Annotated in this window: 15 protein-coding genes; 8 read left to right on the top strand and 7 right to left on the bottom strand. The window is 39.1% G+C overall.

The features are described 5' to 3' along the window. Positions 1 to 499: 499 nt before the first annotated feature. The 3 genes from tal to DPV92_RS05890 all read left to right on the top strand — a co-directional run bounded on the left by tal (position 500) and on the right by DPV92_RS05890 (position 2806). Entirely contained in the window at positions 500 to 1450 is a 951-nt protein-coding gene (gene tal, locus DPV92_RS05880; protein ID WP_404810743.1) for a transaldolase, read from the top strand. A 322-nt stretch (positions 1451 to 1772) separates the two neighbouring features. Further along, positions 1773 to 2147 carry a DUF2220 domain-containing protein gene (locus DPV92_RS05885; protein WP_192574185.1) on the top strand — a complete coding sequence of 125 codons (375 nt, stop codon included), beginning with the start codon at positions 1773 to 1775 and terminating at the stop codon, positions 2145 to 2147. Further along, positions 2144 to 2806 carry an MOSC domain-containing protein gene (locus DPV92_RS05890; RefSeq protein WP_111354091.1) on the top strand — a complete coding sequence of 221 codons (663 nt, stop codon included), beginning with the start codon at positions 2144 to 2146 and terminating at the stop codon, positions 2804 to 2806. The genes DPV92_RS05885 and DPV92_RS05890 overlap by 4 nt, the downstream gene beginning before the upstream one ends. Positions 2807 to 2945: 139 nt before the next feature. Here the strand turns inward: DPV92_RS05890 and DPV92_RS05895 are convergent, their stop codons facing one another. Next, positions 2946 to 3476 carry an inorganic diphosphatase gene (locus DPV92_RS05895; RefSeq protein WP_005705412.1) on the bottom strand — a complete coding sequence of 177 codons (531 nt, stop codon included), beginning with the start codon at positions 3474 to 3476 and terminating at the stop codon, positions 2946 to 2948. A 79-nt stretch (positions 3477 to 3555) separates the two neighbouring features. Continuing rightward, complete coding sequence (locus tag DPV92_RS05900) at positions 3556 to 4245, bottom strand: YggS family pyridoxal phosphate-dependent enzyme (RefSeq protein ID WP_111354092.1); 690 nt, start codon at positions 4243 to 4245, stop codon at positions 3556 to 3558. 66 nt (positions 4246 to 4311) lie between these two features. Here DPV92_RS05900 and DPV92_RS05905 point away from each other — a divergent pair, with 66 nt between their 5' ends. From DPV92_RS05905 to miaA, 5 genes are all read left to right on the top strand, one after another. Continuing rightward, entirely contained in the window at positions 4312 to 4848 is a 537-nt protein-coding gene (locus DPV92_RS05905; RefSeq protein WP_111354093.1) for a KdsC family phosphatase, read from the top strand. Positions 4849 to 4979: 131 nt separating this feature from the next. Continuing rightward, positions 4980 to 6005, top strand: coding sequence for a UDP-N-acetylmuramate dehydrogenase (gene murB / locus DPV92_RS05910; RefSeq protein WP_111354179.1), 1026 nt, complete (start codon positions 4980 to 4982; stop codon positions 6003 to 6005). Positions 6006 to 6229: 224 nt separating this feature from the next. Next, the gene (locus tag DPV92_RS05915) at positions 6230 to 7546 is read left to right on the top strand and encodes an MFS transporter (protein ID WP_111354094.1); all 1317 of its coding nucleotides are present in this window, start codon (positions 6230 to 6232) and stop codon (positions 7544 to 7546) included. A gap of 91 nt (positions 7547 to 7637) precedes the next feature. After that, the gene (locus DPV92_RS05920; protein WP_111354095.1) at positions 7638 to 8399 is read left to right on the top strand and encodes a biotin--[acetyl-CoA-carboxylase] ligase; all 762 of its coding nucleotides are present in this window, start codon (positions 7638 to 7640) and stop codon (positions 8397 to 8399) included. A gap of 14 nt (positions 8400 to 8413) precedes the next feature. Further along, positions 8414 to 9352 (top strand): tRNA (adenosine(37)-N6)-dimethylallyltransferase MiaA, encoded by a 939-nt coding sequence (gene miaA, locus DPV92_RS05925; protein WP_111354096.1) that lies wholly within the window; start codon positions 8414 to 8416, stop codon positions 9350 to 9352. Between the two features lie 94 nt (positions 9353 to 9446). Here miaA and DPV92_RS05930 read toward each other — a convergent pair whose 3' ends face one another. The 5 genes from DPV92_RS05930 to DPV92_RS05950 form a co-directional block, all read right to left on the bottom strand. Continuing rightward, on the bottom strand, positions 9447 to 10028 hold the full coding sequence (locus tag DPV92_RS05930; RefSeq protein WP_225791967.1) for a YagU family protein: 582 nt from the start codon (positions 10026 to 10028) through the stop codon (positions 9447 to 9449). Positions 10029 to 10233: 205 nt separating this feature from the next. Further along, positions 10234 to 12471 (bottom strand): DUF2357 domain-containing protein, encoded by a 2238-nt coding sequence (locus DPV92_RS05935; RefSeq protein WP_111354097.1) that lies wholly within the window; start codon positions 12469 to 12471, stop codon positions 10234 to 10236. A gap of 96 nt (positions 12472 to 12567) precedes the next feature. Beyond that, positions 12568 to 14151, bottom strand: coding sequence for an McrB family protein (locus DPV92_RS05940; RefSeq protein ID WP_111354098.1), 1584 nt, complete (start codon positions 14149 to 14151; stop codon positions 12568 to 12570). A gap of 3 nt (positions 14152 to 14154) precedes the next feature. Continuing rightward, positions 14155 to 15360, bottom strand: a complete 1206-nt coding sequence (locus DPV92_RS05945) for a DNA cytosine methyltransferase (protein WP_111354099.1) — start codon at positions 15358 to 15360, stop codon at positions 14155 to 14157. Further along, positions 15360 to 16415, bottom strand: coding sequence for a DNA cytosine methyltransferase (locus tag DPV92_RS05950; protein WP_111354100.1), 1056 nt, complete (start codon positions 16413 to 16415; stop codon positions 15360 to 15362). The genes DPV92_RS05945 and DPV92_RS05950 overlap by 1 nt, the downstream gene beginning before the upstream one ends. Positions 16416 to 16421: the final 6 nt, after the last annotated feature.

Here is a 16421-nt window from a genome sequence, read left to right on the forward strand (position 1 = left end):
ATTTAATTTAAAGGTAAAAATGAATTTCTAGTTAGCACTTTTATCAAGACTTCAAAATTAAAATATTTTAACTAAGTCAATCAACAAGTGCCCACACAGATTGTCTGATAAGTTGTTAAAGAACAAAAAGAAACGACGCACTGCATATCAATTTAAATCATTCACAACAGTGCGTCGTTGTGTGGGGTGCATTATAGAGAAAAATAAAACTCGTGCAAGCACTTTTTACAAAAAATTTTAAAAATCTTACCGTTTGTTTACATTTGAATCACAAAGCGTATTTTTACCTCAAATATTGTTCAATTAAACATCACACTATATTCTTATCTAATGCTTTACACTATTGAAGTAATCATTTGACAATTTTTGATTGAATTTAGGATTACTTTTGATTACATTCAGAAAAGCGTGATCTATCTCACATAAATACGAGAAAAAATCGGCTATTATATATAAATATATTTTCAACAATTCATTGATAACACGATAGGAAAACATTATGAGCCAATTAGATGCTTTAAGAGACATGACAGTAGTAGTTGCTGACACCGGTGACATTGATGCAATCAAGCAATACCAACCACAAGATGCTACCACTAACCCTTCTTTAATTTTAAGTGCATCGGCATTACCACAGTATGCACCACTTATTGATGAAGCTGTTACTTATGCAAAAACAAAAAGCAATGATAAAGCACAACAACTAGTTGATGCAGAAGATAAATTAGCAGTAAACATCGGTTTAGAAATTTTAAAAATCGTTCCAGGGCGTATTTCAACTGAAGTCGATGCTCGCTTCTCATACGACACAGAAAAAACCATTGCTAAAGCACGAAAGCTCATCGCTCTTTATAATGAAGCAGGTATCTCAAATGATCGCATCTTAATTAAAATCGCTTCAACGTGGCAAGGTATCAAAGCGGCAGAGCAATTAGAAAAAGAAGGTATTAACTGTAACCTCACCCTTTTATTCTCACAAGCTCAAGCTCGTGCGTGTGCTGAAGCAAACGTGTACCTCATCTCTCCATTTGTTGGACGTATTCTAGACTGGTACAAAGTAAATTCAGATCAAAAAGAATACGCACCAGATGAAGATCCAGGTGTAGTTTCTGTTACCTCAATCTACAACTACTACAAACAATACGGCTACAAAACCGTGGTAATGGGTGCGAGTTTCCGTAATGTAGGTGAAATTACCGAATTAGCAGGTTGCGATCGCTTAACCATCGCCCCTGCTCTATTGAAAGCATTACAAGAAAACAACGAACCATTAGTGCGTAAATTAAGCTTTAACGGCGAAATTCAAGCCCGCCCAGCACCAATGACCGAAGCAGAATTCTATTGGGAACACAATCAAGACCCAATGGCAGTAGAAAAATTAGCTGAGGGCATCCGTAAATTTGCCATTGACCAAGAAAAATTAGAAGCAATGCTTTTAACAAAACTTTAATTTAATTATATACTAAATTATATCACCGCCTCTATTTAGTTAGATTAATCGATGCTAAATAGGGGCATTTTTATAAATCTATAATTTATCTGAAATTATAAAAATATGTCATTAGACTTTCTTACCCTCCGAAATTATCGACAGAATAATCCTACTTGAAAATTACTTTGTGCAACTAGCTCTCCGTTAATTATTAGTTTTTTCAATTTTGCCTTTATTGAGCCATTTGTTTCAAGTATAGCAATTGTGAAAAATAGTGATGGGGCTTATTCAAGTTTAATTAACTTAAGCATCGAAGAGCATTTAGCAATGAAAGAAAATTTTGGGGGCAGGTTATGGCTGGCAAGCATTAGCTGAAGCAAAATGGTTGAATCAATGTGAGATCTATTATTGGGGCAATTTAGATACGCACGGTTTTGCAATTTTGGATCGCTTACGCAGGCATTTTCCACATACCATCTCTTTCTTAATGGATGAAGAAACTTTACTCAATTACCCCTATTTTTGGAGTAAAGAGAGCAAACCAAAGATAGAAAACCTTACCCTCTTAACCGAGGATGAATTACAGCTCTATCTTGCCTTACAATATCACCAATTTGGGAAAAATGTGCGATTAGAGCAGGAGTTTATCCCATTTTCAGTGGTAAAATCAGCGATAGAAAAGATGACTAACAGTAAAAATCAGGAGAAAAAATGACAGCAGAAGTGTTAGCAATGAAAATTGGTTTAGTGGAAAAGATTACTTTTGCCGATGGCACTACGCTTGAAAGTGCGATTCGCAAGCAACCTGTTGAGCAAATGGTCGTGAATGAAATTGGGGCTGAGGGCAACGATGTTGGCTTAAAAGCGCATCACGGCGGCGTGGATAAAGCCCTTTTCTTTATGGCAGAGAAAACATTCGAACATCTCACAAGCTTAATTGGCAAGGATTTTGACTGGCGGGGTAGTGCGATTTATGGTGAGAATTTCATCGTTTCTGGCTTAGATGAATATAATGTTTGCGTGGGCGATCATTACCAGATTGGCGAGGTTATTGTCGAAGTTTCGCAACCACGTAAACCGTGCGAACGTTTATCCCTCAACAGCGAATATTCCGATACCCAGAAAATTGTGCGAGAAAAAGGCCTAACTGGCTGGTATGTCCGAGTGATTAAAGCGGGCGTTTGCAAAAAAGGCGACAAAATCCACCTCTTGCAACAGCCATTTCCGAAGCTCAACATAATGCACCTCAATCAACTTGCTGCTCAAAAACCAAATGAAGCAATGAGAACTGATTTAGAAGAAGCATTAAATTATGAAATATTAGCCGAAGCATTTAAGAGAACATTGAGAAATCAGTTGAGCAGAATCAAATAGTAAAAAATAAGATTACAGTCAGTAATCGAACTAATGCTTTGATCTACTATACCCATAAAAAATCCTCACTATATAATGAACAAGATTTACAACAAAAATTCAAGATATAGGAGGATTGATTTTAATCTAAAAAATCAAATTAACGTTCATTCCAACGTTTGATTGATTCACGAATTACTTCTTTCGCTTCTTCTACATCGCCCCAGTGAGTTACCTTAGTAGAACCTGGTTTTTTCAACGCTTTGTAGTTGTTGAAGTGGAACTCAATTTGTTTGATTAAGTTCGCAGGTAAGTCTGCTAATGTGTTGTATGCATTGCCTGTATCACGATCATCTGCTGGCACACAAACGATTTTGTCATCTACTTCGCCATCGTCTACAAATTTCATCACACCGATTACTTTCGCTTCAAGGAACACGCCTGTCGCTAATGGTTGGCGAGTGATCAATAATACATCTAGCTCATCGCCATCTTCATCTAAAGTTTGTGGAATGAAGCCGTAGTTAGTTGGTTTAGCGAAGATTGCAGGCTCAACACGGTCTAATTGGAATGCCGCAACTTTACGGTTCCATTCGATTTTGTGGCAGCTGCCTTCAGGGATTTCGTTTACTACATTGATAATACCAGCGTCTACATCGCCTGGTGTTAAAATTTGATTAAAATCAGCCATTGAAATGTCCTCATTGGTTGGGTTAAAAAACTTGGCAAGTATATCAGTTTTTGAATGCTTATCCACAAATAATCTCCATTTATTGCTTGTTATACTCCCTCGCCCCAAAAATCGCTGTGCCAATGCGTACCATGGTTGAGCCACACTCAATCGCACTCGCCATATCGTCGGACATTCCCATTGAGAGCGTATCAATGCCTTCAAATTGCTGCTGCAAGCGGTCAAGAAGTTCCTTCATTTTGCGTAACGCGATTTTCTGCTGTTCTGGCTCACTTTCAGGCTTTGGAATTGCCATCAAACCGCGTAATCTCAAACGTGGCAGCTGGCTTATTTTTTCTGCAAGTGGCAGCATCTCCTCAATCTGAATCCCCGATTTTGAGACTTCGTCGCTGATGTTGATTTGAATTAACACATTCAACGGTGGTAAATGCTCAGGGCGCTGCTCATTCAAACGCTCAGCAATTTTGAGACGATCTACCGTTTGAATCCAATCAAAATTTTCCGCTACCAAACGGCTTTTGTTTGATTGTAACGGGCCAATAAAATGCCATTCAATCGCTTTATTTTCAGCAAAATAGGTTATTTTTTCCACACCTTCTTGCACATAATTTTCACCAAAAGCTCGTTGCCCTGCTTTGATTGCTTCTTCAATCGCTTGCACAGGCTTGGTTTTAGAAACGGCTAACAAACGCACATTTTCTCGTTGATATTGGCGAGAAATCTGCTCAATTTGTTGATAAATACGAGATAAATTTTCAGAAATCGACATAACACTTCTCTTTTTTGCGTGACTAAAGGCTATAATAGGCAAATCATATCATAAAAGGGCAAAACAATGGATTTAACCAAGATTAAATTAGTGATTACTGATGTGGATGGTGTGCTTACCGATGGCGGCTTGTATTACACCGCAGAAGGCGAAGCGATGAAGCGCTTTCACGTACACGATGGTTTAGGCGTGAAAATGCTACAAACTTGTGGCATTCAGGTTGCCGTGATTTCAGGTGGCGATCATTCTTTGCTTCGTAAACGCCTTGAAGTGCTGAAAATCAAGCTGGCTCATTTAGGCAAAATGGAAAAACGCTCCGCCTGTTTCGATATTATGCAGCAAGCTGGCGTAACGCCAGAACAAACCGCTTTTATTGGCGATGATACGCTTGATTTACCCGCATTTGAAGTGTGTGGTTTAGCGATTGCGACCAAAAACGCCCACGATTACGTAAAAGAAAAAGCGGATTGGGTGTTGGAGAAATCAGGCGGTGAAGGGGCATTTCGTGAGGTATCGGATAAAATTTTAGACGCACAAGGCTTTGGTGAAATTTTCCGTACAGCGGATGGTTTTTTAACAATTGCGGAGAAAATGACACAGTAGCCTTTTATTGGATGCAATTTTAGATGAAAAGCATAAATTAGAAAACAAGCGGTTGATTTTGCAAATCAAAATGCAAAATCAACCGCTTGTTTATGTTAAAATGCCCGAAATTTTCTAACCGATTAAATATTATGCAAAGTTTAACTCCTTTTCACACCTTTCATCTGCCTACCAAGGCTTCAGAAATTATTGAATATACTAATGTTGAGCAACTTTTAACTGCATGGCAAACTGCAACTAACGCCAACCAGCCTGTTTTGCTTTTAGGACAAGGCTCGAATGTGCTTTTTACCGATGATTTCCACGGTGTTGTGCTCATCAATAAAATGCAGGGCATTGAACAGCGTGAAGATGCTAATTTCCACTATCTGCACGTACAAGGGGGGCAGAATTGGCACGAGTTAGTGAAAACATCACTCTCTCTTGGCATTTACGGCTTAGAAAATTTAGCCTTAATCCCTGGTGTGGCGGGTTCTGCACCGATTCAAAATATTGGAGCGTATGGCGTGGAATTTGCTAATGTGTGCGATTTTGTCGATGTTGTGCATCTGCCAACGGGCGAGCGTTCTCGCCTAAGTAAAGAGGCGTGCCGTTTTGGTTATCGCGACAGCATTTTCAAGCACGAATACAAAGATGAATATGCGATTATTGTTGTTGGTTTGAAATTACCAAAAGCATGGACACCTGTGCTGAATTATGGTTCGTTGGCTCAGTTTGAGCCTGAAACTGTAACGGCTCAGCAAGTGTTTGAAGAAGTGTGTGCTGTGCGTTCGAGCAAATTACCAAATCCAGATAAATTTGGCAATGCAGGCAGTTTCTTCAAAAACCCTGTGATTGATGCTGTAACTTTCCAACAAATTCAGACCGCTTACCCAAACATTCCAAATTATCCGCAAGCAGATGGTACGGTGAAACTTGCTGCAGGTTGGTTGATTGACCAATGCGGTTTAAAAGGCTTCCAAGTGGGCGGAGCAGCAGTGCATGCCCAACAAGCGTTGGTCTTAATTAACAAAGAAAATGCTACAGGCATGGATATTGTAAATTTAGCTAAAGCGGTACGCCAAAAAGTGCGTGATAAATTTGGGGTAGAACTACACCCAGAAGTGCGTTTTATGGGCAAAAATGGCGAAATTGATAGTGAGTTGATTACTCGATAATATTTAACGCTTAATTGATTAAAAAAATTTTATGATACCTATCAATATTCAATTCTCTATAAGGAAACCGTTTGTATTGTAAAATATAGTATTTTTCTCTAATAAAGTATAAAATTTCAATATTTTATAAAGACATTACCAATGTTATGGGCTTTAATAACATTGCTCACAGAATTTTTAAATGGTAGGATTTGCGAACTTTTTACTTTATTGAGAAAAATAATATGTCAAATCAACTTCGTAATGATCCGAAAAAAGTGGCAATTGCCTCAATGATCGGCACTGCAATCGAGTTCTTCGATTACTATATTTATGCAGCAGCGGCTGTGTTGGTCTTTAACACGCAATTCTTTAAAAGTGGCGATCCAGTTTCTGATGAGCTACTTTCCCTTTCTACTTTAGCATTAGCTTTCTTTGCTCGCCCAATTGGTTCTGCATTATTTGGACACTTCGGTGACAGAATCGGTCGTAAAAAAACCTTAGTTGCCTCTTTATTATTGATGGGCGGTTCAACCGTGATGATCGGTTTATTGCCAAACTATGAAACTATTGGCATTTGGGCACCTGTTTTACTTTGCTTATGCCGTGTTGGTCAAGGTTTAGGCTTAGGCGGCGAATGGGGCGGTGCAGCATTAGTAGCAACCGAAAATGCACCTGAAGGTAAACGTGCGTGGTACGGTACTTTCCCTCAATTAGGTGCACCGATTGGATTGTTCGTAGCAAATGCTTCATTTTTCTTAGTAAGCTACTTTTTAGGTCATGAAGGCTTAGTAGAATGGGGCTGGCGTATTCCGTTCATCTCTTCAATAGTGTTGGTTATGGTGGGCTTATGGGTGCGTTTAACCTTGCACGAAAGCCACGTATTCCGCGAAGCTGAGCAACAAGGCAAAACGCAAAAAGCCCCTGTTTCTGTGGTCTTCCGTCATCATTTAAAACCGTTAATTCTTGGCACATTCATTATGACGGCAACTTACGTGTTGTTCTATATTATGACGGCGTTCGCACAAGTGTATTCTCGCACGCCAGCAAAACTCTCTGAAGCAGGACACCCAATGGGTTTAGGCATTGCACCTAATACATTTACAGGCTTATTGTTATTAAATGCTATCGTATTTGCGATTTTTACCAGCATTTCGGGCATTTATGCAGACAGAATTGGTCGTCGTAAATTCTTATTATGGGTAACCTTTGCAATGGGGATTTTCGGTTTAGCTATGCCATTATTCCTATCAAACGGTACTCCAATGTCTGTATTCTTCTTCCTTGTCGTGGGTATGGTGTTAATGGGCTTTACTTTCGGCCCGATGGCAGCATTACTGCCTGAATTATTCCCAACAGAAGTACGTTATTCTGGTGCATCATTGGCGTATAACTTCGCGTCAATTGTGGGGGCAACCATTGCGGCAACCTTCGCGATCAAAATCAATGCCGCTTATGGGATCTTAGGTGTCGGCATCTATTTAGCGGTAAATGCATTGATTACCTTTATCGCTTTATGGGCATCAAAAGAAACCAAAGATTTAGACTTAACAAAAGCCTAATTTTAGCTTAAATAATATGATATGATTTTCACCTAGCATTGTGGATCAACCGCATTGCTAGGTGATTTTTTATGCAAACTATGAGAGAAAAATGAAACTCAATCAATCTCAAATCCAAGATGCACTTTTATGTGGGCAAGCCTTTGTGTTCGATGAAATCAACTCCACCAACGCTTACTTGCTTGAACATTATCAAACCTTCGAACAAGGCACGGTTTGTCTTGCTGAAACCCAAACCGCAGGTCGGGGTAGACGAGGCAGAACATGGTTTTCACCTGAAAGTGAGAACCTTTATTTCTCAATTCTGTGGCATTACAAACAAGAAGAATTAGACAATTTACCTGCGTTGAGCTTGGTTGTTTCGCTGATTATTGCCGAAGCGTTGCAAGCCCAAAATGTGCAAGATATTCAGATCAAATGGCCGAACGATGTTTATTATCAAGGCAAAAAAATGGGCGGGATTTTGATTGAAACCAAAGCCAACAGAGAGGGGATTCATTTGGTTATCGGCATCGGGCTGAATTTAGGGATGGCACAGGTAGATGAGAAGATTGTGACGCAAGCATGGTCTGATCTTTCGCAATACCATTTCGACCGCAATAAACTCGTATGCGATTTAGTGCAGGCATTACAAAAAAACATGAAAATTTACCCGCTTGTTGGCTTTTCACACTACCAAGAACGCTGGCAAACCTTCAATATTTTCCAAAACCAAGCAGTCAAATTGATCGCCAACGATCACGAAATTCACGGTATTTCACGTGGCATTAACGAACAAGGCGAACTCGTGCTTGAGCAAAATGGAGAACTGAATACCTTTGCGATTGGCGAAATGTCGCTCAGATCAGAATAAAAATAGAATAAAAGATGAATAATAAACCTAAAGCGATTTTTTTAATGGGTCCGACCGCTTCGGGCAAAACTGACTTGGCAATTGCCTTGCGTGAAAGCCTGCCTGTGGAAGTGATTAGTGTAGATTCCGCCTTGATTTATAAAGGAATGGATATCGGCACAGCAAAGCCAAGCCCTGAGGAATTGGCAAAAGCACCGCACCGCTTGATTGACATTTTAGACCCAGCGGAAAGTTATTCCGCTATGAATTTCCGAGCCGATGCCTTAAAAGAGATGGCAGAAATCACTGCAAGCGGTCGAATTCCGTTGCTCGTTGGCGGCACGATGCTTTATTACAAAGCTTTGATTGAAGGGCTTTCGCCGCTACCTTCTGCTGACAGTGAAGTGCGAGCTAAAATTGAACAAAAAGCAGCAGAATTTGGCTGGGGTGCTTTGCATCAAGATTTGATGACAATCGATCCCGTTTCAGCAAACCGCATCAATCCGAACGACAGCCAACGCATCAACCGAGCGTTGGAAGTATTCTACATCACAGGCAAAACAATGACCGAGCTTACAGCTCAACAGGGCGAAAGTTTACCTTATGACGTATTGCAATTCGCCATCGCCCCTGAAGATCGAGCTGTGTTGCACCAACGTATTGAGCAGCGTTTTCATAAAATGATTGCGCTTGGCTTTGAACAAGAAGTGCGAAAACTCTTCGAACGTAGCGATTTGAATATTGATTTGCCATCTATTCGCTGCGTAGGCTACCGCCAAATGTGGGAATATCTGCAAGGTGATATTTCGCTAGATGAAGCCATTTTCAAAGGCATCTGCGCCACCCGCCAACTAGCCAAACGCCAAATTACGTGGTTACGTAGTTGGCAAAGTGAAATTACGTGGTTGGATAGTCTTGAGCCTGAAAAGGCAAAAGAAATTGTATTAGAAAAATGGACTAAGTTTAATGCATAATCAAGCGGTCAAATTTTCCTGATGTATTGCTTTATATTCCAAATAAAAAAACCACAATCATTTGATTGTGGTTTCTTTTTACTTAAATCATCAATTAACGGCTTACTTCATCAACATCTGGTTTGTGAGTAATACGGTTGCGTAAATCGCGACGAATGACCTCAATTGTCCAGAACCAGAAGATGTGACCGACTAATTCAGAGATGTGCTCATATAATGGCCATTCTGCAACGGCTGGCGTTAAACCTAACGCAGGGAATGTGATGTAGTGAACACAGATGTTGGCAATGATACCCGCGCCAATACCTTGCCAAAATTTAATTTTCGGGAAGATTTCAGCCACGATGCAGTAACCGATGGCGAACACTAATGAGAAGATCATATGAGTTACACCGATCCAGTTGAATGCGTGGTCTGCAAAGGTAAATGCCGCTTGAGTTGGCTCTATGCCTAAGTAGTCACGTAAGAAGACATGCGGTGGGTTTAAAAATGCACGAGAACATTGTTGTAACGCGCCATCCATTGCTAATGCACCTGAATTTAACGCATCTAAAACAGGTTGTGGACACGCAGCAGTGAATAAATCAATTGGGCTACGTGGTGGGAATGGGTGCTCTGCACCCCATTTTACGAAAGCGGAGATGATACCAGCGATAATGCCAACAAACACTGCCACGCCATAGCGGCGTCTAGATGGTTATGAGAATAAGCTCATTTGTGTGTCCTTGAATTAATTTAGAATATAAAAAATTTCCGAGTTTCGGAAAGTGTGCGATTCTACGCCTGTTGCCTTACTTTATCAAATACAAATACCTAAAATGAGTTAGCATTGAGCGGATATTCATTATTTATTAACATTTTTATCAATTTGATAACCATTATTAAAACATTACTGCCTCAATTTGCTCAAACGAGGTTACTTCATCCAATTTCTCAAGCGTAGTGAGTTTAATCGAATTGCGGAAACCTTCACCTTTCTCATTTAGTCTTGGTACACCAGAAATCACTTGTTCCAACCGCAAAGGTTTGCTTAATTCGAACAGATAATAAAGCTCTTCACTCTGGCTTTTCGCCCCTTCTTGTTCCATAGAAATTTTCGAACGTGGTAATTTCCGTACCGATTTCACGGGATAAATTCGTTCAATTTTCCCTTGATAAGCCAAGGCTAAAAATTGAATTTCGCTTGCCAAATAATCAGGCATTTTAAGTGCAAAAGTCGCAATGGGAATGTGATACCATCTCAGCTTACCTTGTTTAAATTGGGCAAGATATTCATCTGAACGCTTTTCCCCCAAGCTCATCATCAGCACCAAATTTTGATACAACCGCTGTTGCATTCCATGATCAGCAATACGGGCTTCGTGTTGTAAAAGTAATTGATGTTGCGGATCTTGCAACGCTAACTTTTCACACAAAAATTCAGTGAGCCAAACATCGCCATTATCCATCGGCAATAAGGCAAATGCCCCGATTCCAATCTGCTCAATCGCATTTTGATACGGGTTTTTGACCGCTTGTTGATCGAAAAACCCAGGGTAAAGCGCAAAGGCACCAAACACAGGGCGAGATTTTGGATTAAGATCTTTCTCGTTCATCAAAATCAGCGCATCGCGATAACGATGCATCTGGTTAATCGCGTCATCAGGCACATAATCAATATGTTCAATATCCTCATTTTCGCCCCACTCTTGCTCAGTTTTGATTCGATATTTCGCATCAAACAGCCAGATATAACGTTGCTTATTTGGGAACTCAATTTCCAAATAAATATCGGGTTTCTGCGTTGTAATAAACGATTTAATCCCGCTCTCTTTATGTTTTCCAAACACAGGCTCGTGAGCAAGATGAATAAAAATCTCCTCTTTTTCAAATTCAAAAGCCCCACTAATGCCATCTTTCATTCTTAGGCTGAAATCTTCATTTTGGAGTAATTCCGCCTTTTGACTTAATTTCTCTTGGAATCCGAGCTCAAGCAAGCAACGTCTGAGCGTTAAAAAGCACCAAACCTCATAAATGTCCGCCACCGATTTTTGCGAAATTTCTGCCTGATTTTGCTCAAAACAATCCAAATAATGCTTCAGCTCTTGCCAAATTTGAAACACACGGCTGTAGCCCGAACGCTGTTGTAACACAAGGCTCTCTTTCATCAAACCTTGAAATACGCCCACCTGTTGCATAAAAGGTTGATGTTTCATCTGCTTTAACGGCTTTAGCCAACCGCTTAAACGCTCAAAAAAGGCTTCAGACAAGCGGTTGGTTTTCACATTTTCTTTGCGTAAAGTGCGGTCAAAAAGGCTTAAGATTTGTAGAGAACGCGCCACGGTCATTTTCACAAAACGGTTCTCTGGCGTATCCACTGAAAGGTGCTTTTCCGTGAGCAGATAGCTTTTGTGATATAATCCGTTCGCCATATCATTACGGATTTTCATCGCTGTACGTTCAGGTAACTTCCCTTTGATTTTTGCCGCTTTTTGCTGTTTTTCGACCGCTTGCAAACGGTTATGCGGGCTGTTTGCTACCACATTTAATGCTTTAGAAAAATCTTCCTGTAACCGTTGAAATTGTGCCAACCACAGCAACGAAAAATCCACCCGTTCGTGACTATCTTTCATCGATTGCTCGGTTTTCTCCGCTAAATTAAAACGCCACAATGGATAGGTTTCATCAATATCCTGATACATTGCGGGCAAATCGCTATGCAGATCCATTTTGCTTGGTAACACTTCAAAGGCATATTCAAATTGATGCACAATGCCTTCAAGCTCATAGCTTAACGGCAAGTGAAACCAGCCAATATCGTTGCCCGTATCAATGACACCGCGGAAAGTTTGCGTATCGGCATATTGATAAAAATTGAAGACCTCATTTACCGCAGCCAATTTATGCTTTAACCGCACATTTTTAACAGGCTGATGAAAAATCCACTCAAATTCATAGCGGCTATTTTCAAAGAAAAATGGGGCTGCAAGCGGTTGATTTTCGCCATTGATTTGCGCAACGTAAGTGGGTATTTCTTGCCCACGATTGGCAAAAGTCTGCACGTGTTGCGCCCGCCTATTTTCCAAGTTAGAAGGGGAGATCGTGAAGGTGAAGTGGGATTGAGGATGATAGTATTTCATTATTTTTCTACCGAAATCGTTGTAGGGAGTGTGAAATGGAACATTTCACGCATATCATATTCAGCGTGCGTGAACTTCGTTCACACACCCTACACATTACCAAAAACTCACCATTCCTCGTTCAGTAAGCTGTTTCTGCATACGCTCAAGTTTCGGCCTACAACGGCAATCAATTTCAAGCTCAGAACCATCTACTTTCTCACGCCATAAATCAGGGCGAGGGTTATCCCAAATTTCGCCTAATTTGGTTTTTAACACTGCTTTCAAATCGTCTAATACCGAACCAATTTTATTCTCATCACCCTCAATACGTGGCAACACTTTAGTCATTACAAAATCATCCCACACCGCTTGCAATGCACGTTCGTCTTGCGGTTGGAAAGCCGAAACACTGAGTAGTAATTCATTCAAGGCTCGATATGCCAATTCAAATGGCGTTTCTTTTAATTTCTCATTAAGAGCGGTCAAAAATGCGATGGATTTTGCAGAATGTTCATCTTCTTTCGCTTGAGAATAAATCGGGTAGCCTAACAATTTCGGTTGTGTTTTCGGCTCAAAAAAAGCGGTAAAATCATTCGGGTAGAACTTGCTGAAATCAAAACTCAATGCACGATCTAACACTTTGCGAGAAAAAGCGTGCGTAGTTTCGTCCATATTCACCGTGCCCGCTACAATCAAGTTAAACGGAATACCAATACCATTTTGTTGGAAGAAATCCCAAAGTGCATCGCTAATGTTTAAAGACTCTTTAAAGCCCTCTATTTCCTCCCACGCGGTTGCGCTCAACAATGCTTCAGTTTGATAGCTAAAACGCTCTTCATTCCACGTCCATTTTCGGGTTTCTAACACCGCAAGATAATCCGCAAAATATTGCTCCACTGGGGCAAGGTTCATTTCATCTAAGCAAAGCCAGAATGGGGGAACGTCTGCCAGTTGTTCGTGCAAACCAGAGACTTCGCGATTTGCAATTAACCCCGCATTTTCGACCGCTTGCCACGCTTTCACAATAAACTTCAGCACATCAGTCATCACATATTCCGCTTTGCCACTCAAACGAGAAACATAGCCCAACAGATCAGAAGGTTCGTGCCAGTCTGGACGTACCGCCACCAACTGGAATTCGCCTGTTTTTTCTGCTTGTTGACGCACAAAACGCGATTTTCCCGTGCCAGAAACGCCTGCGAGGAGAAGGAAGGGTTTGGGAAGGGGGAGGGTTGATGCATTTAATTCTTTATTTATATTATCAAAAACCGTTTCAGTAACAAGATTATTTGTTTTTCCCCTTGTTGGAAATTCATTTAATAAATTCCCATAAATAGAATCTTCCTTAACAGTTGAAAAATGAATAATATTATCTTTTCTATAAAAACAAATAATTTTATTTGGCGATATTTGTTTATCTTCCCCTATAAACCTTGTTAATCCAGATAAAGATAATCTATGTTCAGTTTTTGAGTTTGGTTTTGAGTAACTCACAGTTACTGTTTCATTTTGATCTATAAAATGTAACTGTACTTGCTCTGAAATATCAGGATTTACAGAAAAATCCCTTTCAGGAAAGAAAATCTTTCTAGCTTCCACTGGAACAAGAAAAAACGAACCACGCCCAGTACCATCAACTGTTTGGCTAATACCCAATTCATTTGCATTAGTTCTATGAATCCATACTAATTCAGACATAATTTATCCTTCACTTAAAGTTTCGTTTAGTGCAAGAGCTATTTTTTTAGCAAATTCTGGAGGAACGGCATTTCCAATCATCTTATATTTTGCCCCCATTGATCCTAAAAACTCAAAATCATCTGCAAAAGTTTGCAATCTAGCAGCTTCTCTTACAGTGATACTTCTAGCCTGTTTAGAATCAGGGTGAATATGTCTAAGACCATCTTTATATAAATGAGCTGGAATTGTATTACTTGGTAAATTCCTTCTCAAAACATGATATTTGTGTACATTTGAAGACTTGCCTGTAGCCTCTCTATAAAGTTCTTGCAAGGCTTTTATTGAAGTAAATTTATTCTCGCCATTTTCAATATCCTCAGCAAGCATTTGAAAAATCTTAACATCTCGAGGATTATGGTATCTTGGAATATGTTCTGAAATTAGAAAATTATCTACAGAAACCTTATGAGATCTTTTTTTACTTTCAATCTCACAAGGATAAATAGGAGGAAGATCTAAAATCGCATCACTTACCGTTTTTTTACTTTCTTTATATTTTTCTAAATTCGAGTAAAATTCATCAATTTTCCCTTCAGGATTTTTTATAGTATTTTTATTAAAAGCTACTAAAATTACACGTTGTCTTTTTTGAGGAACTCCAAATTCAGATACATCAAACACAGCCTGTTCTTGAATTGAGCTAGAAATAACATAGCCGGCTTCATTAAATGCAGAAGCAATCCTATTAATAATAGGAACCCCATCTGGGGTAGCACTCAACATTCCAACAACATTTTCAAAAATACAAGCCTTGGGTTGAAAATGTTTTACAACTTGAATATAAGATTCAAATAAGTAGTTTCGGTAATCATCTTTCATTCCATTTTCATCACGAATTCTTCCTGCAATTGAATATGCTTGACATGGTGGACCACCGATAATTACATCTACTATCTGATTATTAACTAGCTTTTCTAAACCAATTGAATTACCGTAATCTGGATCCTGTTCATATCCATAAAGCAATTCTTCTGTACGCTGAATATCAAAATGGATTATTTTTTGCTCTACATTCTCATAATTCCATTTTTTTTCCAATCTATGGCGCAGTGAATTTAAAGGTGCCTTTTCCCATTCTACAGCTGCTAACAAATTATATTTATAAGTTAGCTTAAATCCATCTGTTAAACCACCACACCCCGCAAATAAATCAATTGTATTTAACATTACTTTTCCATATCTAAAAGTTTCTTTCCAATGGCAAGTCCTAGGAAAGGAGGAACCGCATTTCCTATTTGTCGATATTGTTGCGTTTTATTTCCTAAAAATTCAAAGTCATCAGGGAACGACTGTAATCTCGCGTTCTCTCTTGCTGTTGGAATTCTATTCCATTTATAGTGAAAATGATTTCTATGACCTGTATCAATAGTTTTCGATGGTTTTTGACTATGATATCTAGTCCAAGCTTCATTAAATTTTCTTGAATCGCCAACACCTTCAGGAAGATCCTTATGGTTACCTCCTTCTGGAACTTGCTTAATTACAGATACAACAAGATCAGTATGTTTTGTACCAATATGATTTAGTAATTTTTTAGAGTTCTTACGCATTAATTTTTGATACTTACTAAATGGTTCGCTTTCATACTCTGAAATTTGAGTTCCTAATGTATGTTCTAAACTAGGTAGATCACCAATAGCTTGCTCACAAGTTACATAGTTACTTTCGTTATTTGTTGGCTCAGGAAATTCAAAAATATCTCCATTCAAAACACCAACAAAAAACATTCTTTTTCTAATTTGAGGGACACCATAATCTGGGGCATATAACAACTTTTCTGAATTAGAATAACCTAATCTTTCAAACTCACTAATAATTGCATTTCTAGCTCTACCTTCATATAAAGTTTTAATACCAGGAACATTTTCAATAACAATATATTTAGGTTTAATTCTTTCCGCTAGTTTAAATACAGAATAAAAGAGTTTATTTCTTTTATCGTTCTCATCTCTTCTTCCTGTTAAGGAAAATCCCTGACAAGGAGGTCCTGCAACAATAATTTCTATGTTCTTATTGCCAATTTCTTTAATAATCTTATCAATAGAATCATCATCGGATAAATCTAAATTTAATGCTTTTGCATGTTTGTGATTATGCGCAAATGTGTCTAAAGCAGATTGTTCTATATCAACACCAATCAAGCATTCAAAACCTGCTTGTTCGAAACCAAAAGATAGCCCACCACAACCTGAAAATAAATCAATTAAATATTTTTTCTTCATACTATA

Origin of the sequence: Pseudohaemophilus paraphrohaemolyticus (genome assembly GCF_003253115.1) — a bacterium.
In the GTDB taxonomy this organism is placed as follows: domain Bacteria; phylum Pseudomonadota; class Gammaproteobacteria; order Enterobacterales; family Pasteurellaceae; genus Haemophilus_A; species Haemophilus_A paraphrohaemolyticus_A.